This is a genomic window from Methylocaldum sp. MU1018, assembly GCF_053646775.1.
This window is the reverse complement of record NZ_CM132195.1, coordinates 3271221-3290521: the sequence shown is the minus strand read 5'-3', so window position 1 is coordinate 3290521 and position 19301 is coordinate 3271221. Positions and strand designations below refer to the sequence as shown.

The window sequence follows — 19301 nt, the reverse complement described above, 5'->3', positions numbered from 1 at the left end:
GTGGCGCAAGAGGATATGGAGCAAAGGCAGGACATGACTTCAAAGCGTTCCAAGACGGGACTTTTAGCCACAGGGGCAACACTTTGGCTGGTTCTGAGCCAGATCGGGCTGACCGCCGACGCGCGGCCCGACCCAGGCGCCCGCCATCCGCTCAAGCTACAGGAAGCGATCGACCTCGCGTTCGAGCAGAATCCGGACCTGATCGCGGCCGCCGCCCGGATCGGCGAAGCCGAAGCCAAGGTCGCCGAGGCCGCCGCGAACTTCTACCCCAAGCTGACCGCACGGGTCGGTTACGCTTATTCGGACGATCCTTCCCAAGCCTTCTCCTACATCGTGGCACAGCGCCGTTTCAACTTCGGGCAGGACATCAATCATCCCGGCTGGGTGGAAAACTTCCGCCCCGAAATCGTCGGCACCTGGTCGCTGTATCGGGGGGGGCAGGACAGCTACCGGAAGAAAGCCGCCGAACTGGGGGTCGAGGCGGCCGGACTGGAGCGTTCGGCGATCCGCAACCGGCTGGCCGCCGCGGTGACGGCGGCGTATTACGCGCTGCTGTCCGCGCCGCGGCAAGTGGACGTGGCGCGCCATTCGATCGCCGCCGTCGAGCGCGAGCTGATGCATGCCAAAGAACGGGTCGCCCAGGGCATGGCGCTCAAGACGGACGTGTTGTCTCTGGAAGTCCGCGCGGCGCAGGCTCGGGAGTCCGAGCTGAAGGCGCAAAACGCCATCGAGTTATCCCGTTCGGCGCTCAAGACGCTGCTCGGCGGCACGGCGGGCGAGACGGTCGAATTCGGCGAGCCCGCGGACACGGCTTCCGCGCCGCCGAACCGGGACTACGCCGGACTGCTCGATCAAGCCTTGGCCCAGCGTCCCGAAATGCAAGCCGCGATACGCCAGTCGCAAATACGGCGCGAGGAATTACAGGCCGAGCGGGGCGCGCGCTGGCCGCGAGTGAATGCCTACGCCGCTTACGGCCAGAACAGCCGCTCGCCGGATTTCGCGTTCAGCCGCGATAATGTCACTCTGGGCGTCAACGCCGAGGTGGATCTGTTCGCGGGCGGCGCGGTGACGGCGCGCATCGCGCAGGCGGAACGCCGGCTGTCCGAGGCGCAGGCGCTGGAGCAGCGCACCAGGCTCGAGATCGAGGATGAAGTCCGGCGCGCCTATACGACCCTGAACGAAGCGCTGCAACGCCTCAAGATGGCCGAAGCCGGGGCCGCCTCCGCCGACGAGGCGTTGCGTCTGGTCAAGGAGCAGTATCGAGGCGGCACCGCTACCGTGACGCGCTTTCTGGAAGCGGAAACCGACCGCGCAGACGCCGCGCTGCGCGCCATCGTGGCCGGTTACGAGACCCGGGTGGCGGAGGCCCAGTTGCAAAAGGCGGTGGGGCATTGGCGGTAAGGCGCTTTGACGGCCCGTTTCTGATCCTCCGCTTCAGCCGGTTCCCTGGGAAGCGTCGCCGGGGATTTTCGCGCGATCATCAACCGGCAAGACACCGAAAGGCCCGTTCATGACCCATTCCAAGCATTCCCGGACCAAGCTTATCTATGCCTTGGCCGCTGTCGCCGTCTTGATCGTGCTTCTCATGTGGATGCAGGGAAGCTTCGAGAGCAAAGTGGAGCCGGGGGTGAGCGAGGCCGCAGCGAATGGCGAAGTCATCGCCAAGAATGCGACCACGGCCAAGGTGGTCCGGAAGGAAATCGAAAGGGTCTTCGCCTGGCCCGGCACGGTTGCGGCGCGTACGGTCGCGCAGATCGCCGCCAAGGTTCCCGGCAGGATTCTGGACATCGCCGCGCGCGCCGGCGATCGCGTCGAGCGGGGCCAGGTGCTGGCGCGGCTCGACCAGCGGGAGATCCGGGCCCGTCTCGGCCAGGCGCGCGCCGCCCTGGCTGCGGCCGAGGCGCAAGCCGGGCGCGCTCGCGCCGACGCGCGCCGGCTGCAAAATCTCTACGACAAGGAGGCCGCGACCCGGCAGGACCTGGATGCCGTCCTGGCGGCCGCGCGGACCGCCGAAGCCCAGGCTCGGAAGGCCAGGGATGCGGTTCGCGAGGCGGAGTCTTCGCAGGCGGAAACCGTGCTGCGCGCGCCCTTCGACGGCGTCATCGTCGAACGCCGTCTGGAGCCGGGCGACATGGCGCTGCCCGGGGCGCCGATACTGGTCCTTCAGGAGTCGCAGCGGCTCCGCATCGAAAGCGCCGTTCCGGCAAATTGCGCCGGCCTGGTCAAGCTCGGCGAAGAGCTGAAGGTCCGCATCGCCAATCCGGAAAGCGAATTGAGAGCCGCGGTGGACGAAATCCGGCCGGCCGTCGATCCCAAGACCCGGACGGTGCTGGTGAAAGCCCGTTTGCCGGAGGACTCGGGGGTGCAACCCGGCGCTTTCGGCTGGCTCTACCAACCTTGCGGCCAGGACGAGGCGCTGCTGGTGCCGGTTTCCGCCGTGAACCGCGTCGGCCAGCTCGAAAGCGTGCGGCTGGTGATCGACGGCAGGGCTCGGCTGCGCCTTGTCCGCACCGGCAAGCGTCATGACGGGCAGATCGAAATCCTTTCGGGCCTCGATGAAGGCGATACCGTACTGCTTCCGGAGAGCGGCCGATGAGCGCGGAAAGTTCCGTCGAGCGCGGTCTGACCGCCCGCATCGTCGAACTGTTCATCACCTCCAAGCTGTCGCTGCTCCTGCTGATCGCGTCGTTTCTGGCCGGGTTCGCCGCGCTGGTGCTGACGCCGCGCGAAGAAGAGCCGCAGATCGTGGTGCCGGTAGCGGACGTCTTGATCAGCGCGCCCGGCGCTGGCGCCGAGGAAGTCGAAAAACTGGTTTCGACGCCGCTGGAGACCTTGCTGCGGGAAATCGACGGCGTGGAATACGTCTATTCGATGTCGCGGGAAGGCGAGGCCCTGGTGACGGTGCGCTTTTACGTCGGCGAAAACCGCGAGGACAGCCTGGTCAAGGTCTGGAACAAGCTGATGTCCAACCAGGAGCGGATGCCGTCCCTGGTGAACTCGTGGACCGTGAAGCCGGTGGAAATCGACGACGTTCCCATCGTCACCCTGGCTTTGTCGTCGAACGATTCCGCCTACGATACGGCGGCCTTGCGCCGCCTGGCCGACGAGATGAAGGACAAGCTGGCCGGGGTGGAGGATGCCGGCAAGATCGGCGTGGTTGGGGGCGAGCGCCGCCGGATCTCGGTTTATCCCGATGCGGCGCGCTTGGCGGCGCACGGCGCGAGCGTCCTGGACGTGATGCGCGCCTTGCGGGCGGCCAACGTCAATTTGCAGGCCGGGACCTTCGATCAGGCCAATCGCGTCGTCCGTCTGGATGCCGGACCGTTTTTCGCGAGCGCGGAAGAGGTCGCCGGCGCGCCGGTGGCCGGGCAGGGCGGCAAGCTGATTTATCTCCGCGACGTGGCGGATGTGATGGATGGGCCGCAGGAGCCGGAGAGCTACACGCGGATCGGCTACGGGCCGGCGGCCGCCGAGAGTCCGCGGCTGGACCGGACGGAAGCCGCCAGGCCCGGCGAAGAGCGGCAGTCGGTCACCGTGGCCGTCGCCAAGCGCAAAGGGGCCAACGCCGTCGCGGTGGCCGAGGACGTCATCGAGGCGGCGAAAGGGCTATACGGCACCGTGATTCCCGAAGACGTCACCGTCAACATCACCCGCAATTACGGCGAGACCGCCGATCACAAGGTCAACGAACTGGTCAGACACCTGTTCATCGCCATCGTCACGATCATCGTTCTTCTGGCCTTCGCGCTGGGGCCGAAAGAGTCCTTCATCGTCGCCCTGGCGGTGCCGATGACCCTGGGCGTGACGCTGTTCTGCGATCTCGTTTTCGGCTACACCATCAACCGCGTGACCCTGTTCGCGCTGATTCTGTCGCTGGGGCTTCTGGTGGACGATCCCATCGTCGACGTGGAAAACATCTTCCGCCATTTCAAGCTGCGCCGCGAACCGCCCCTGGACGCCACCCTCACCGCCGTGGACGAGGTTCGTCCCCCCACCATCTTCGCGACCTTCACCGTCATCGTTTCCTTCCTGCCGATGTTTTTCATCACCGGCATGATGGGGCCGTACATGGCGCCGATGGCTTTCAACGTGCCGATCGCGATGCTCATGTCGCTCCTGGTGGCGTTCACCGTAACGCCCTGGGCCAGCTATTACCTTCTCAAGAGCGAATACGGTAAGGGCGAGGAAGCGTTCGATCTCAAGCAGAGCACGGTGTACCGGTTTTACCGCCGCACTTTGGGGGAACTCTTGGCGACCGCCGGGCGGGCCAGGATTTTTCTCTGGCTGGTGCTGGCCGCCTTCATCGCATCGGCCTTGCTGGCGGTTTTTCGCATCGTGCCGCTGAAGCTCCTGCCCTTCGACAACAAGAACGAGCTGCAAATCGTCATCGACATGCCGCGCGGCACCACCCTGGAAGAGACGGACGCGGCGGCGCGGGTGCTCGGGAATTATCTCGCGACCGTCAACGAGGTGACCGATTTCGAGAGCTACGTGGGACTCGCTTCGCCCATGGATTTCAACGGCATGGTGCGGCATTACTATCTGCGGCGCGAACCCTACCAGGCCGAGATTCGCATCGATTTGCTGCCCAAGGAGCGACGCGAGCAGCAATCCCACGAAATCGCCCTGCGCATCCGTTCCGACATCGAGCGCATCGCCAAGGCTTACGGCGCCAATGTCAAGATCGTCGAAACCCCGCCCGGCCCCCCGGTGCTGTCCACTTTCGTGGCCGAGGTGTACGCGCCGCTGGACGCGGATTATGCCGATCTGGCGCGGGTCGCCGAGCGGGTGAAGCAGGACGTCGCCGGCATCGAGGGCGTCGTGGACGTGGACGACACCGTCGACGAGCCGCAGACCGTGCTCCGTTATCGGCTCGACCGGCAGCAGGCCGCGCTGCACGGCGTTACCGTGGCGGACGTGGCGGAAACGCTCCGCGCGGCGTTGAATGGAGTATCCGCCGGCACCGCGCACGTTTCGTCCGAGCGCGAACCCTTGGAAATCGTCGTGCGGCTGCCGCGCGCGGAGCGGTCTTCCGTGGCCGATCTGAATACGCTTCGGGTGAAAGGGCTGGACGGCTCGCTGGTGCCGCTGGGCGAAATCGGCCGGGCGATGGAGGCGCCGGCCGATCTGACCATTTACCACAAGAATCTCCGGCGCCTGAGTTACGTCACCGCGGAAATGGCGGGCCGGAGCCCGGTGGAAGCCGTGTTCGACTGGTGGGACATCGAAGAGGAAAAACCGCTGCCCGAAGGTTATACGGTCGATCTGGCCGGGGAAGGGGAGTGGAAGATTACGGTGGACGTGTTCCGCGATCTGGGGCTGGCGTTCGGCGCGGCCCTCATCATGATTTACGTGCTGCTGGTGGCGCAGACGGAGTCCCTGGGCATGCCGCTCATCATCATGGTGGCCATCCCCCTGACCGTCATCGGCATCATGCCCGGCTTTGCGCTGCTCAACCTGCTGTTCACCGAACCGGTGGCCGGTTTCGACGATCCCATCCTGTTCACCGCCACCGCCATGATCGGCATGATCGCCCTGGCCGGCATCGTGGTACGCAATTCCATCATTCTGATCGACTTCATCGAGCGCCTGCGGGCGCAAGGCGAACCGCTCGTCGATGCCCTCGTCGAGGCCGGCGCCACCCGACTCCGCCCCATCTTTCTCACCGCCGCCGCCGCGCTGTTCGGTTCTTTCGTCATCACCTTGGACCCGATCTTCTCCGGCCTTGCCTGGAGCTTCATCTTCGGCATCTTCGCCTCGACCGCCTTTTCCCTGTATGTGGTGCCGGTGGTCTATTACCTGCTGAACCGGAAAGCCGCGCAATAACGGCTTTCCGGCACAGCCGGATGCGGGCTTTTTGGAAGTTCCCGGAATTTCGCGATCCGCAGCCCCGTCTGACTGTCCGTTCCGGCCGAGAATTCCGCAACGATGTGTCGGCGGCGGGCGGCACATCGTCGCGAGGCATGAACTAATGGTTCATCAGGATGTCAATACGTAGGTGTTCTTCCTCCTCGTACCCACCGCATGGTGGGTTTTTTTGTCCTCCGCGAAGAGCGGAATATCGGCCCGAATGACGCGATGAGCCGCGGCGAGCTCGAGCGAGGATCAATCGTCTCTCGCGCCAAAAGCGGCAAACGGAAAGGGCATGCGATCGGTGCTGTAGGACATGAAAAGCATCATGCCGTAGATCCAGGCCGACAGGGCTTCGCCCCACTTCACGCCGCGCCGGGTGGCCCGGCCGGTAAGAAGATGAGCGACGAACTGGAATAGCACGACGGCCCACAAAGTGAAGCGGACGATGCCGAAAAGCGCAAAAAACAGAGCCATGAACAGCAGGCGCTTGAAGGCGTTCATGTTGACCGGGACATTGTTGTTGATCGGATCTTTCATAGGGCGAAAAAGATAAGAGACGCTATGGGCCTATTCAAAGGGTCATTGCCGACGGACCGATTCGCGCCCATCATCGAAGGCAGGGCGAATGACCGTCGGCGGTAAACGATATAAGGGTTTTGCGCCGGTCGATCGACGATCCGACCTGCTCCGGGCGCTGGCGGTCAAGGATTTTAGGAGGGACAGCGACATGGGACAACTCTTATTCGCCAAGCACGACGGCCGCGCGGCTTCATCGCGTTCGCAGGGCGGACTGCGCGTCATTGCGATGATCGAGCTGAGCAAGGGGGCGCTGGTCTTGCTGGCGGGATTCGGGTTTTTCTCGCTCATCGGCCGCGACGCGCAGCGGGTGGCCGAGGACATTGTCGGTCATTTCCACCTCAATCCGGCCAGCCGGTATCCGAGCATTTTCATCGATTTGGCCGGGCGGCTTTCGGACAAAAGGCTGTGGGTTCTGGCCGTCTTCGCCTTTTTATATGCCGGATTGCGGTTTGCCGAGGCTTATGGATTGTGGCGGGAGCGGCACTGGGCCGAATGGCTCGCGCTGGCGAGCGGCGCGGTCTACGTGCCCATAGAGTTTTTCGAACTGCTGGCCGGCGTCTCGTGGATCAAGGTTCTGACGTTCGTCGCCAATGTGACGGTCGTGTCTTATGTCGGCTTCGCGCTATGGCAATTCCGAAGGCATCGTCCGGACAGAGCCGTTCCGGCCGCGGCGAAGCATGAGAAAAAGAAGGCGGGAAGATGGAGCGGGTGATGGGAATCGAACCCACGTCATCAGCTTGGGAAGCTGAGGTTCTACCATTGAACTACACCCGCGCTCGCGTCGTAAGCGCCAATTTTAAGCGTTTTCATGCGCCCGGATCAATCTTCCCGGTTCATTCGGGCGGCTTGCAGATCGGCCGGTCGCGTAAGATAAATTGCGTCTTTGGCCGGCTTCGGATCCGTGACATGATGGAATGCAACCAGCACCACCGGGACTTTGGGGTGGAACGATGGGCCAAGAGATAGCGAAAGTCCGGTTCTCCGATGCCGAATTCGATCATTTCCGCCGGCGTCTGGGAGAAGAAACGGCCTTGCTCGATCGCTGCGTCCGTAGCGGATTCTGTTCGTCGCAAGGGCCTATCGCCGGCTTTGAGCTGGAAGCGTGGCTGATCGATCCGGACATGAATCCCGCGCCGGTCAATGCCGAGTTTCTCGAAATTTTCGACGACTCGCTCGCCTGCCCGGAACTTGCCAAATTCAACGTGGAGTTCAATACCGCGCCGCAATTTCTGGGTGGAGACGCGCTTTCGCGGCTTCGCCTCGAGTTGGACGGCCTGTGGCGAAGCGCCTGCGCGGCGGCGGAAAATCTGGGCGTCGATCTCGTCGCGATCGGAATACTGCCGACGGTACCCGCGGCGGCGCTCAATCTGGGCAATATTTCCGAGATGAACCGATTTCGGGCGCTGAACGAGCAGATTCTGTCGGCGCGTCGCCAGGCGCCGCTGAAGCTCGATATTCGCGGTCATCAGCATCTCGCGATCGAACATCGGGATGTGATGCTGGAGTCGGCGGCGACATCTTTTCAGATTCATCTTCAAGTTCCGCTCGAAAGGGTTCGGGACTATTTCAATACCGCGATCCTGATCTCCGCGCCGCTGGTGGCCATTTCCGCCAATTCGCCTTTTTTGTTCGGCAGGGATTTGTGGGCGGAAACGCGGATTCCGCTGTTCGAGCAAGCCGTCGATACCGGCGGTTATCGGGAGGCCGGTCAGGGTCCTTGGCGTCGGGTCGGTTTCGGCAGCGGTTATGTCCGGCGCGCCATCACCGAGGTGTTCGAGGAAAATTTGCGGCATTATCCGGTCTTGCTGCCGGTGCTGTCGGAGACGCGGCCCGAGCGGTTCGCCCATTTGCGCTTGCACAACGGCACCATCTGGCGCTGGAATCGTCCTCTGGTCGGTTTCGATCCCGACGGTCGCCCTCATATCCGAATCGAGCATCGCGTCATTCCGGCGGGACCGAGCGTCGTGGACATGGTGGCCAATGCCGCATTCTTTTACGGTCTGGTGGAAGCGCTCGCGAACGAGCGCGATGAGCCGCCGATTTCGTTCGCTCAGGCCAAAGACAATTTTTATCGAGCGGCGCGGTACGGTTTGGAGGCGCACATGGTTTGGCAAGGCGGCGTAAAGTTGCCGCTCAAATCATGGATGCTGCGCGAATTGCTTCAAAAAGCCAGGCTCGGCTTGAATCGGCTGGGGCTGACGGAGGCCGATGCCGCCTATTTTTTGGACATCATCGAGCGGCGGGCGTTATCCGGCCAGACCGGCTGCGAATGGCAGCGCCGCTTCATAGCGAAGTATCCCGGAGAGTTTTCGACCATGACGCGTGAATATATCGATCGCCAGAAGAGCGGGGAGCCGGTTTGCCTATGGCCGCTCTGACTCATGCCTCATTCTTGACCCAACTGGATCGTGTCCCGGAAGGCCTGACCGAAATCGACGCGAAGCGTCTTCATACGATATTGCCGGGGCCGACGCTCATTCATCTCCGGGGGCGTCAGGAGAGACCCTTGTTCGTATCCGCGCTGCTTCACGGCAACGAGCCGGTCGGCCTGCACGCATGCCAGGCGCTGCTCAGAAAATATTCGGAACAGCCTTTGCCGCGCGCGTTGTCGATTTTTATCGGCAACGTTGGCGCGGCGCGGGAGGGCTTGCGCCGGCTGGACGGGCAGGCGGATTACAATCGCGTCTGGCCCGGAACCGCTCATCCCCCCTGTCGAGAGACGGCCACGATGCAGGCCGTGGTGGCGGAAATGGCGCGACGCCGGGTTTTCGCCAGCATCGATGTGCATAACAATACCGGGATAAATCCCCATTACGCTTGCATCAATCGGCTGGATCACCGGTTTTTCCGGCTGGCGTCCATGTTCGGCCGGATGGTGATTTATTTCACCTACCCCAAAGGCACCCAGACCTCGGCTTTCGCCGACCTGTGTCCCGCGGTCACCCTGGAGTGCGGCAAGCCCGGACAAAAATACGGAAGCGAGCATGCTTTCGAATACCTGGATGCCTGTCTGCGTCTCGCCGATATACCGGATCAGCCGGTTGCGCCGCAGGATGTGGATTTCTACCGCACCGTCGTGCAGGTCACCGTGCGCGAGGGGGTGTCCTTCGACTTTCAGCCCGGAGACGTCGAGCTTCAGCTGAACGAAGATTTGGATCATCTCAATTTCACGGAGTTGAGCGCGGGCACGGTTTTGGGAACAGTCAAAAACGGCTCGTCCGTTCTTCCCTTGATGGCCTGCGACGAATCGGGGCGGGACGTGGCCTCCGATTATTTCGAAGTGCGCGAGGATCGTCTGACGCTGAAAAAGGCGGTGATGCCTTCTATGTTGACCTTGAACAGGCAGATCATCCGTCAGGACTGTTTCTGCTATCTGATGGAGAAGAAACCGTTCGATTTTTGACGGTGAAAGGAATTCGAATCTTTTGTATCGTACGCGGGCGATGCCACGAAGCACCGCATCGTTCCGGAGCGAGGCGCGAACGAAACGGCCTTGCCGTACCGGACGATCTCATTAAAACGATATCACTCGGAGGAGAGGCAATATGATAGGCGGCATTGTCGCAGTGTTGATTGCGTATTGGTTTTACCGCAGTGCGGAAGAGCGCGGTCTTCCCGCTCTCGAATGGGCTTTTGCCGGGCTTTTGGCCTTTTACATACCTAATTTTGCCTGGAGTTTGTTGGTCGCGAAGCCGTGGATCGCCTCGCTCCATGCACAGCAAGCGACGATGTCGACCGGGCTGATCAACTTTTCGTCGGTCGCCCTCGGTCTCGTGTGCGCCTTGCTGGTTCGGTATTTTGCCTTGCTCAAAGCGGTCAAGGCTCAGTAACGGGAAATGAAAACGCCCTGCGGACGTACGTCCGCAGGGCGTCGGATCGAGCAAGATTCGAGTCTTACAGGTTGCCGGCGTTCTTGCTCAGGTAGGCGGCGACGCCTTCGGGGCTGGCCGACATGCCGGTCTGGCCTTTATTCCAGCCGGCCGGGCAGACTTCGCCGTGTTCTTCGAAGAACTGGAGCGCGTCGACCATGCGGATGAGTTCGTCCATGTTACGGCCCAGCGGCAGGTCGTTGACGACCTGATGACGAACGATGCCGTTCCGGTCGATCAGGAACGTGCCGCGATAGGCCACGGCCGCGCCTTCCACTTCCACGTCATACGCTTTGGCGATGGCGTGGCTGACGTCTGCCACCATGGTGTATTTCACCGGACCGATGCCGCCCTTGTCCATCGGCGTGTTGCGCCAGGCATTATGGGTGAACTGGGAGTCGACCGATACCGCGATCACTTCGACGCCGCGCTTCTTGAGTTCGTCGACGCGGTGATCGAGCGCGATCAACTCGGTCGGGCAGACGAAAGTGAAATCCAGCGGATAGAAAACGACGGCAGCGTATTTGCCTTTGGTTTCTTTCGAGAACCAGTAGCAGTCAACGATTTTGCCATCGCCCAAAACGGCGGCTGCTTGAAAATCGGGGGCTGGTTTACCGACTAATACGCTCATTAAACGTCTCCTTTAGTGTGTCAGATTTAGATGCATTGGCCGTAAGCCTCGGAAAAGAACCGGTGGCTTCGACGGCTTCGGTCATCCTTTGCGATGACGGCCGAAAGTTCAAAAATCAGGAGTCATCGATTCTACACAAAATTAGTCAGAAATTCTTCCGGCAATCGCCCCGCGAAATCCGGGGCTCGCGGCGACGTCGCGGGGCGCGATCAAAAGAACAGCCCGGATTCGGGCGAAGAGGCCGAGGCATAGCGGCGGCGCGGCATGCGGCCGGCGAGAAACGCCTCGCGACCCGCTTCCACGGCTTTTTTCATCGCTGCGGCCATCAGCGCGGGGTTTTTCGCTTCGGCGATGGCGGTGTTCATCAGCACGCCGTGGCAGCCGAGTTCCATGGCGACCGCGGCGTCGGACGCCGTGCCGACGCCCGCATCCACCAGGATGGGAACCTTGGCGTTCTCGATGATGGCCAGAATATTGTAGGGATTGCGTATGCCGAGTCCGGAGCCGATCGGCGCCGCGAGCGGCATGACGGCGACGCAGCCGAGTTCTTCCAGGCGCTTGGCCACGACCGGATCGTCGCTGGTGTAGACCATGACCTCGAATCCCTCCCTGACCAGGATTTCCGCGGCCGTCAAGGTGGCGGTGACATCCGGGTACAGCGTTTTGGGATCGCCCAAGACTTCCAGCTTGACCAGGTTGTGGCCGCCCAGGAGTTCCCGGGCGAGCCGGCAGGTGCGTACCGCGTCCTCCACGGTATAACACCCGGCCGTATTGGGCAGCAGGGTGTAACGATCCGGCGCAACCGCATCGAGCAGATTGGGCTGGCCTGGATCTTGTCCGATGTTGCTGCGGCGTATGGCGATGGTGACGATTTCGGCTCCGGACGCCTCCACGCAACGGCGGGTTTCGTCCAGATCCTTGTATTTCCCGGTCCCGACCAGGAGCCTCGACCGGTAACTGCGGCCGGCGATGACCAGAGGATCGGCCTGTCCGCCGCCGATGGCATGTACGATTTCTATTTTATCGTCCATAGTGAGTCGATGATCTTCATAGTGTCCGTGGGGCACGATTTCGCGGTTCAATTCCACGGCGATGCGCTTGCCGCCCAGGTTCAATTCGGCGATGAGATCGGCCAGGGTCGAGCCGTCGGCCAGGTTGCGCGGTTCGCCGTTGACGAAAATACGCATGGTTTAGGTACTCGATCGGATGCGGCCGGTCGCGGTTTCCTCGCGGCGATGCCGGCGCCGCCGGGCCACGCCTTCCGCCAGATGCCGGAGCAGCGCTTGGCTGTCGTCCCAGCCGAGGCAGGGGTCCGTGATGCTGAGGCCGTATTCCAGCGGCTTGCACGGCTCGAGCTTCTGATTGCCGGCTTTCAGATGGCTTTCGATCATGACGCCGAAGATACGGTGATCGCCGGCCCCGATTTGCGCCGCCACGTCCATTCCCACGGCTATTTGGCGCTGATAGTCCTTCATGCAGTTGGCGTGACTGAAATCGATCATGATATTGGGCGGCAGGCCTGCCTTTTCCAGGGTTTGAGCCGTGGCTTCCACGCTTGCGGCATCGTAGTTCGGCTGTCTTCCGCCGCGCAGAATGATGTGACTGTCTTCGTTGCCGGTGGTGGAAAAAATCGCCGAATGTCCCGCTTTGGTCAACGATAGAAAATGGTGCGGGCGCCGCGCCGCGTTGATGGCGTCTATGGCCACTTTGATGCCGCCGTCGGTGGCGTTCTTGAAACCGACCGGGCAGGAAAGGCCGGAGGCCAGTTCGCGGTGCACCTGGCTTTCCGTGGTGCGCGCGCCGATCGCCCCCCAGGCGATGAGGTCGGACACGTATTGCGGCGTGATGAGATCGAGATATTCGGTGGCGGCGGGCATGCCCATATGATTCAGATTGAGCAGCAGTTGCCGGGCCAGTCTCAGTCCCTTGTTGATATTGAAGCTCTCGTCGAGGCAGGGGTCGTTGATCAATCCCTTCCAGCCGATCGTGGTCCGGGGCTTCTCGAAGTAGACCCGCATGACGATCACCAGGTCGCCGGCCAGTTCCTGCTTGGCTTCCAGTAAGCGTCTCGCGTATTCCAGCGCGGCTTCGGGATCGTGAATCGAGCACGGACCGATGACGACCAGCAGGCGGTCGTCCTGACCGGCCAAAATGCCGTGAATGTCCCGGCGCGCTTGTAGCGTCGTCAGCGCGGCTTCCTGGGTGATGGGAAATTCCTTGTGAACCTTTACGGGCGGAATGACCTCCTTGACTTCACAAATGCGCAGGTCATCCGTGTTGTATTCGTTATGCATTACCGCCATGATCTCCGAGAGCTGTTTCATAGCCTTGTCTTACCGCAGGGATCGCCTCGTCTGCTCGAATAGAAGCGCGCTTAAAAGCCGATTATTGTACTCTCCGCGTGGGGATGGAGCTACCCGGCGCGGGCGCTTTTCAAGAAACGCCGTTGCCCGATGCCGTGTTTTCGTTCGGTTTCACGCGCTCAGAAAGACCGATATTCTGCCCGCCAGAAGAACGGAACCGTTCGCTTCCACGGTAAAGGCGTACAGCAGACTGGTTTCGTTTCCGACCAGCATTTCGGCGCGGATCACGAGAGCGGATTCGACGAGATCGAGGTCGTCGACGGCGAGTTCGATCTCGCGGACGGCCACCAGATATCCCGGCTTCATGGGGGCGCCCCGCCGTCCGGCCAGCAAACCGCCGTGTATCGCGGCGGCTTGGGCGGCGTATTCGATGCCGCATACCGCGCTCAGGCCCCCGGCGCGGCGCAGCGGATTATCCGGCCGCCGGTGGCCGGCGGTCGACGCGACGATGCGGGTTTCGTCCCAGTCGAGCACGGCATCGAGCAGGCACATGGCTCCCGCATGAGGGAGCAGGCCGCCGAGTTCGGACCGGTCTAGGCGCATGGCGTAAGCTCGACCTGCAATGGTCTGCTGTCGGCGCAGCCGAAGCTCAGTTCGGCGGGTTCCGAGCGAGCCAGAGCCGCCAGCAGCGGCAAACTTCGGGCGGCGGGATTGCCGGCGCGCAAAGCCTCCAGCCCGGCGTTTTCCATGCGGCCGGGATCGCCCGTGCCGGCGGCATCGAAGCCGAGCGCCAGTTCGCCGAGGCTGCGCCCGGATGGTTCGGGAGCAAGCAGCATGGCGACCGCGAACGGGGCCTCTAACGGACGAAATTCGAAAATCGGCTGAAACGGCGGGAAGTCGTAAGCGACGAGCAGAACTTTCGCGCGTTCGGTGCATGCCTGGCCGGCGGTTTCCAGGAGTCCGACGGCGAAGGAGTCGTCGAAGCAGGACAGGCTCGTCGATGCCTGGCGCGAGCCGGTCGCGATGCTCCAATATCCGGAGGCCGCGTTATGGACCGAGTTGTGGAACTGGGTCGGCGAGATCTGCCGCTCGGGAGTCGCCAATTCTTCGAAAATCCGATGGATGATTTCCACCTCGCCGCCCGAGGACGTGAACACCGTCGCGACGTCTCCCGCATTGACCTCTGGCAGCAGCGCTTGTTCCGCCACGTCGAGCGCGAGCCGGGTGACGGCGGTGCTCCTCCGCCGCTCCGCCGGAGGCAGCCGGCCGGCCAGGAGCCGCGGCAGCTCGCCGCCCGCATAGGCTTGTCGTCCCGCCAGAATCTCCCGGCTCTCGCTCCAAGACGGAAGTCCGGGGCCGATGACGCCGACGCCTTCGATAAATACGCGGATCATGAGCGTTTCCCCAGAACCAGACTGGCGTTGTTTCCGCCGAAACCGAAGGCGTTGCTGAGGACGGTCCGGACCGGCCGGCGCAGTTCCTCCGTGGCGATCCAGGATGCGATTTCCGGATCGACCCGTCCGGTGTTCAGGCTGCGCGGCACGAAGCCTTCGCGAAGGCTCAGGCAGCTGACGACGACGTTCACGATTCCCGCCGCTCCCAGGGTATGGCCGGTCCAGCCCTTGATCGAGCTGCACGGCACGGTTGCGCCGAAGATGCCGGACACGGCCTTGTCCTCGGCGGCATCGTTGGCCTGGGTGGCGGTGCCGTGCAGATTGACGTAATCGATGGCGGCCGGCTCGACCCCGGCCCGTTGCATTGCCTTGCGCATGGCCTCAGCCGCGCCCAGGCCGTCGGGATGGGGCGAGGACATGTGGTAGGCGTCGGTGCTTTCGCCATAGCCGAGCAGCGCGATATCGCCGGCGCCGCGATCCGGCTTTTCCAGCAGCGCGAAGCCGGCCGCTTCGCCGATGGAAATGCCGTTGCGGTCCGCGTCGGCGGGACGGCACGGGGCGGACGACACCAGTTCAAGCGCGGTGAAGCCGTACAAGGTGGTAAAGCAGAGGCTGTCGACGCCCCCGACCACCGCGGCATCGCACAGCCCCGTCCGGATCAGGCGCGCGGCGCTGGCGAACACCTTGCTGCTGGACGAGCAGGCCGTGGATATGACGGATGCCGGGCCCTGTAGATCGAGATAGCGCCGGGTGAAATCGCCGACGGAGAAAGTGTTCTGGGTCTGCCGGTAACGAAAATCGCGCGGCAGCGCGCTGGTTTCGGGATCGCGCCGGCGATAGGCGGATTCGGTTTCCAGGATGCCGGACGTGCTGGTGCCGAGGATCACCGCGATTCTCTCCGGTCCGTAGCGCCGGCGGGCGCTTTCCACGGCGCGGGCGAAGCCGTCCTGTTCGAGGCCGATCCGGGCCAGGCGGTTGTTGCGGCAATCGTAATCGCTCAAGGCTCCGGCGATGGGCTCGTGTTCGATGCCCTCGACCCGGCCGATATACGTGTCCAGTTCGGCACCCGGAAAGTCGCAGTAGCGAAGACCGCTGCGCCGTTCCCGAAGCGCCGCCAAAGTCGCAATCAACCCCCTTCCCAGGCTGCTGGTCAGGGTGAATGCGGAAAGAATCAATGGCTGCATCAGGTCGGTGTGGAGAAAAATGGTGTGAGACGGAGACGTGAAAAGTTCAACCTAAATTCAGCCGTTGGCCGTATCCCGAAACGTTGCGTTTCCTCATCTCCTGATTTAGCGAACGCATGGTTTTCGCTCCCCGATGGTCGGAAATGCGCAAATACCCTTTTCCGACACGCTTCTCTGGGAGAGGGGAAGCGACCGTCGACGTGGCTTTGCAGTCATTTCGAAGATTTAACTGCGGTTATCGGATTCAAATATTATGCCGAAGACGGATTCCGTCTGGCCAGCATCGCCGCGAAAAGAACCGCGAGCGCCGCACCCATGGCCACGGTGCTGCCGATGGCGTTGAGAATGTTGACCTTCGACGTGGCCAGAATGCCGAAGGCGGTTACGGCGCTGAAGCTGCAAATCAGCAGCGACAGGAACGTTCGGTTGCGTTCCTCCGGCGTTCGGCCGGGTTTGTTGAAAAACAGGGCCTGGTCCATGCCGAGCCCCATCACCAGGAGCAGCGAGACCAGATGATAGAGCGACAGCCCGCCGTGCTGCCGCATCAATACGGCCGCGGCAACGAAAGCCGCGGCGGCCATCGGCGTCAACACCCGCAGCATGCCGCCCACCGAGCGAAGTCCCGCGGTCAGCAGGATCACGATGGCGACGAGGCTGGCGCCGAGCAAATGAACGGCTTCGCGCCGATAACCCCGGAGCAGCCGGCTCGATGCTTCGCGAAGATCCAGATAAATCACGTCATTGCCCGCTTCCGCCGCGAGCGCGGCTTGCAGGTGCGCGGCATCGGCCACGCCGACGAGCGGAACCAGGGCGATCCACAGATCGCCGTGCCGGAACAGAAGCGACTCGATCTTGAGCCGGAACGTGGTTCCGGCGAAGCTCGCTTGGTCGAGCAGCGGCGCCCGTTTCGCCTGCGACGCATCGGCCAGGAAAGGCTCGAAAGCACCGCGCTTGAACGACGTTTCGCGCAGCGCCTCATCGAGATTCCGCCGTAGGGCGGCCGCCTCGGGCAAGGCCGACTGCCGGAGGCTTTGCGTTTCCCGGCTGGGCAGGTAAAGCGCCGCCATGTCGAAACCGGCCAGCGTCCCGCCGTCGACCAGCGGCTTCAGGATTCCTTGCAGACGCTCGCTCCGGCGCAGGACGCTCTCCGCATCGCCTCCGGTTACGACGATTAGCTGGCGAAGGTCCGGCGCGCCCAGGTCGCGCCGCAGGGCTTCGTCCAGCGCCTTGCGCGATTCGGGCACCGGGCTCAAGGCGTCGATGTCGTCGTTCCAGAGCGACGCGCCGGAGCCGGCGATCGACACGGTCGCAGCCAGAATGAGCATGGGCGGGACCCAGCGGAACCGGTACAGCCGGTCGAGAAACGCATCGGCGCGCAAGCCTTTGACGATCCGGTCGGGCAAATCGATGTGTTCCGGCATCAGCGCCGGCATGATCCAGCGGCAGGTCAGCCCGGCGGCCAGGAGTCCCGTCGCAGCGAAAACGCCCAGTTGGGAAAGGCCCTCGAAGCCCGAGAACAGCATCGCGGCAAAGCCCGCCACGTTGGTGAGTATGCCCAGCCGGAGCGTCGGCCAGATCAGCCGCACCGTCTGGCGGCTGGTTTCCTCGCGGCGCACGTGGGCGAACAGATGGTTGGGATAATCGGCGGCGACGCCGATCAGGGTCGCGCCGAAACCCAGGGTGATGCCGTGTATGCCGCCGGACCAGAGGCTGACCGCGCAGGTTCCCGCCAAGGCGCCCGTCGCCAGCGGCACCAGGCCGAGCAGGATGACCCGCAGCGATCGGAACACCGCCGCCAGCAGCAGGGTAATCGCCAGCGTGTTGAGCAGGGACAGCCGCGCGGCATCCTGGGTGATCGTGGCGTTGGCTTCCACCGAAAAAACACCGGGGCCGCCCAAGAGCAGATCGACCGGACGGCTACCTCTGATCGCGGCGAAGCCATTCCGAATCGAAGCCACCGCCTCGGCCTGGGCGTCCAGATCGAAAGCGGGCGCCTTCGTCTCCGCGACGAGCAGCGCCCGGCGGCCGTCCGGCGAGAACCAGACGCCCCGGCGCATGGACGGTCCCCTCGACGCCATCCAGGGCCGCAGGGTCTCGAGGAATTCGCCGGTCGGATCGCGCGGCAGAAATTCTTTTTCCAGCAAGCCGGCGGGCGAGGCCAGTTCCGTCAGGCGCGCTTCCAGGGCGCGCCTGAGCCCCGCCGAGCCGAACCGCCGTGCGCCGACTTCCGGACTCAAAAGGTAGCGGTTCCGGAACAGGAAATCCCGGTCGGCCGCGGAAAGCCCTTGAGAGCCGTTGTCGACCCGTGCGAACGACGCATCGTTCCGCAGCCGTTCCGCCAGTTGCCGGCTGATCTCGGCCAGATCGGTTTCGTTACCCCCTTCCAGCGCCACGAGCATCAGGCGGGACGCGACGCCCTGGCGCAACTGCTCGACCAGAATCTGCTCCGCGATCCCGGCTTTTTTCGGGAGAAAATGAGTGAGGTCGGTGGACACTGGGGTGCGGAACAGCGCGATCCAGGCGCCGATCGCCATGAGGACCAGCCAGGCGAAGACCGGCAGGCGTTCTCTCACGGCCGATGCTCGATGGTCATGACCGAGACGTCGCCTCCGGTTTCCTCGATTTCGATGCGATCGATGCGGTCGCCGCCGCCTCGAATGCGGACGAACCGCACCAGCCTGGCCATATCCGGCTCGGTAGGCACCAAGGCCAGCAGCCAGTTGCGCTGCGACCCCCCGAAACTGACTTTGTAAAAGCGGTTCAAGGTCGCCAGATCGCCGGCCAGCGGCGCCCTGATGCTTTCCACGAAGGCCCAGATGGCCGGTTGAGAAGCCAGCGAGAGCGTTTGTTTGATGCCCTTGGCGGGGTTCTCTATGGTCAGGGAATCGCCGTCCACCGTATAGCGTTCCTCGAACGGAGACAGCACGCGCTTTTCCAGGAAGGACGGCGCGCGATAGGTCAAGGTGCCGCTCAAGCGCAGGGGCTCTTTGAGGAGCGCCACGGTCTTGATTTCGGTATAGCGTTTTTCGCCGCCCTCGATGCGGGACAAGGCGTTCATCAGCGCCGCGATATCCCAGCGTTCGTCCGCGCCGACCGGGATCGCCGCAAAAACCAGGCCCAGCAGGATCATCCCGAGTTTTCGCGAGATGCGCCGCATGCGCCAGGCTACGTGGCTTTTCGTTTCCATAAAAGGTTCGAACGATGTGATCAGGCTTTGACGGCGCGGCAACGGGAAACCCTCAACCGCTCCGGTTACGGCGTCCGAAAACGCGGCGCGCATCGCCGGGTTCAAAAGAATGTCTGTACTTCTGAATTTTTGCCGGGCGAAGACGGATTCCGGGGCGCGAACAGGCTAGAGCGGTTTCATCTCGGGTTGACGGCATTCCGTGCGGAACGCTCGTGTCGTCCGTATTGAAAACGTTCTAGTGTAGCGGCACGCCCGCGGCGACGGAAGCAGTTCCGTCACCCGGCCGGTGAAGACGGGCCCG

The 19301-nt window shown here is 63.1% G+C and carries 16 protein-coding genes and 1 tRNA gene; 7 read left to right on the top strand and 10 right to left on the bottom strand.

The genetic code is table 11. The annotated features are described in order from the left end of the window. Positions 1 to 33 precede the first annotated feature (33 nt). The 3 genes from ACWJKU_RS15035 to ACWJKU_RS15025 all read left to right on the top strand — a co-directional run bounded on the left by ACWJKU_RS15035 (position 34) and on the right by ACWJKU_RS15025 (position 5826). Positions 34 to 1401: a TolC family protein gene (locus tag ACWJKU_RS15035; RefSeq protein WP_454143473.1), complete on the top strand. Its 1368-nt coding sequence runs from the start codon at positions 34 to 36 to the stop codon at positions 1399 to 1401. A 109-nt stretch (positions 1402 to 1510) separates the two neighbouring features. Next, the gene (locus ACWJKU_RS15030) at positions 1511 to 2596 is read left to right on the top strand and encodes an efflux RND transporter periplasmic adaptor subunit (RefSeq protein ID WP_454143471.1); all 1086 of its coding nucleotides are present in this window, start codon (positions 1511 to 1513) and stop codon (positions 2594 to 2596) included. Beyond that, positions 2593 to 5826: an efflux RND transporter permease subunit gene (locus ACWJKU_RS15025; protein WP_454143469.1), complete on the top strand. Its 3234-nt coding sequence runs from the start codon at positions 2593 to 2595 to the stop codon at positions 5824 to 5826. The genes ACWJKU_RS15030 and ACWJKU_RS15025 overlap by 4 nt, the downstream gene beginning before the upstream one ends. A gap of 279 nt (positions 5827 to 6105) precedes the next feature. Here the strand turns inward: ACWJKU_RS15025 and ACWJKU_RS15020 are convergent, their stop codons facing one another. Next, entirely contained in the window at positions 6106 to 6390 is a 285-nt protein-coding gene (locus tag ACWJKU_RS15020; protein WP_454143467.1) for a DUF4389 domain-containing protein, read from the bottom strand. A 190-nt stretch (positions 6391 to 6580) separates the two neighbouring features. On the opposite strand from ACWJKU_RS15020, the gene ACWJKU_RS15015 reads away from it, so the two are divergent. Continuing rightward, entirely contained in the window at positions 6581 to 7144 is a 564-nt protein-coding gene (locus tag ACWJKU_RS15015; RefSeq protein ID WP_454143465.1) for a DUF2127 domain-containing protein, read from the top strand. Here the strand turns inward: ACWJKU_RS15015 and ACWJKU_RS15010 are convergent. Beyond that, positions 7133 to 7206, bottom strand: a tRNA-Gly gene (locus ACWJKU_RS15010). The two genes, ACWJKU_RS15015 and ACWJKU_RS15010, sit on opposite strands and share 12 nt — an antisense overlap. Before the next feature lie 176 nt (positions 7207 to 7382). Here ACWJKU_RS15010 and ACWJKU_RS15005 point away from each other — a divergent pair. The 3 genes from ACWJKU_RS15005 (at position 7383) to ACWJKU_RS14995 (ending at position 10262) form a co-directional block, all read left to right on the top strand. Further along, the gene (locus ACWJKU_RS15005) at positions 7383 to 8810 is read left to right on the top strand and encodes a glutamate--cysteine ligase (RefSeq protein WP_454143463.1); all 1428 of its coding nucleotides are present in this window, start codon (positions 7383 to 7385) and stop codon (positions 8808 to 8810) included. Further along, complete coding sequence (locus ACWJKU_RS15000) at positions 8798 to 9835, top strand: M14 family metallopeptidase (RefSeq protein ID WP_454143461.1); 1038 nt, start codon at positions 8798 to 8800, stop codon at positions 9833 to 9835. The genes ACWJKU_RS15005 and ACWJKU_RS15000 overlap by 13 nt, the downstream gene beginning before the upstream one ends. A gap of 142 nt (positions 9836 to 9977) precedes the next feature. Further along, entirely contained in the window at positions 9978 to 10262 is a 285-nt protein-coding gene (locus ACWJKU_RS14995; protein ID WP_454143459.1) for a hypothetical protein, read from the top strand. Between the two features lie 64 nt (positions 10263 to 10326). Here ACWJKU_RS14995 and ACWJKU_RS14990 read toward each other — a convergent pair whose 3' ends face one another. The 8 genes from ACWJKU_RS14990 to ACWJKU_RS14955 form a co-directional block, all read right to left on the bottom strand. Next, positions 10327 to 10932 carry a peroxiredoxin C gene (locus ACWJKU_RS14990; protein ID WP_454143457.1) on the bottom strand — a complete coding sequence of 202 codons (606 nt, stop codon included), beginning with the start codon at positions 10930 to 10932 and terminating at the stop codon, positions 10327 to 10329. 209 nt (positions 10933 to 11141) lie between these two features. Then, on the bottom strand, positions 11142 to 12119 hold the full coding sequence (thiS, locus tag ACWJKU_RS14985; protein ID WP_454143455.1) for a sulfur carrier protein ThiS: 978 nt from the start codon (positions 12117 to 12119) through the stop codon (positions 11142 to 11144). Positions 12120 to 12122: 3 nt separating this feature from the next. Continuing rightward, complete coding sequence (gene aroG / locus ACWJKU_RS14980; protein ID WP_454148149.1) at positions 12123 to 13226, bottom strand: 3-deoxy-7-phosphoheptulonate synthase AroG; 1104 nt, start codon at positions 13224 to 13226, stop codon at positions 12123 to 12125. A 180-nt stretch (positions 13227 to 13406) separates the two neighbouring features. Next, the gene (locus tag ACWJKU_RS14975; RefSeq protein ID WP_454143453.1) at positions 13407 to 13838 is read right to left on the bottom strand and encodes a hydroxymyristoyl-ACP dehydratase; all 432 of its coding nucleotides are present in this window, start codon (positions 13836 to 13838) and stop codon (positions 13407 to 13409) included. After that, a complete protein-coding gene (locus ACWJKU_RS14970; RefSeq protein WP_454143451.1) occupies positions 13829 to 14629 on the bottom strand; it encodes a beta-ketoacyl synthase chain length factor in 801 nt (266 codons plus the stop codon). Before ACWJKU_RS14970 ends, ACWJKU_RS14975 begins: the two co-directional genes overlap by 10 nt. Continuing rightward, complete coding sequence (locus ACWJKU_RS14965; protein ID WP_454143449.1) at positions 14626 to 15813, bottom strand: beta-ketoacyl-[acyl-carrier-protein] synthase family protein; 1188 nt, start codon at positions 15811 to 15813, stop codon at positions 14626 to 14628. The genes ACWJKU_RS14970 and ACWJKU_RS14965 overlap by 4 nt, the downstream gene beginning before the upstream one ends. A 251-nt stretch (positions 15814 to 16064) precedes the next feature. Continuing rightward, complete coding sequence (locus tag ACWJKU_RS14960) at positions 16065 to 18386, bottom strand: MMPL family transporter (RefSeq protein ID WP_454143447.1); 2322 nt, start codon at positions 18384 to 18386, stop codon at positions 16065 to 16067. Beyond that, positions 18383 to 19000: a LolA-related protein gene (locus ACWJKU_RS14955; protein WP_454143445.1), complete on the bottom strand. Its 618-nt coding sequence runs from the start codon at positions 18998 to 19000 to the stop codon at positions 18383 to 18385. Before ACWJKU_RS14955 ends, ACWJKU_RS14960 begins: the two co-directional genes overlap by 4 nt. Positions 19001 to 19301: the final 301 nt, after the last annotated feature.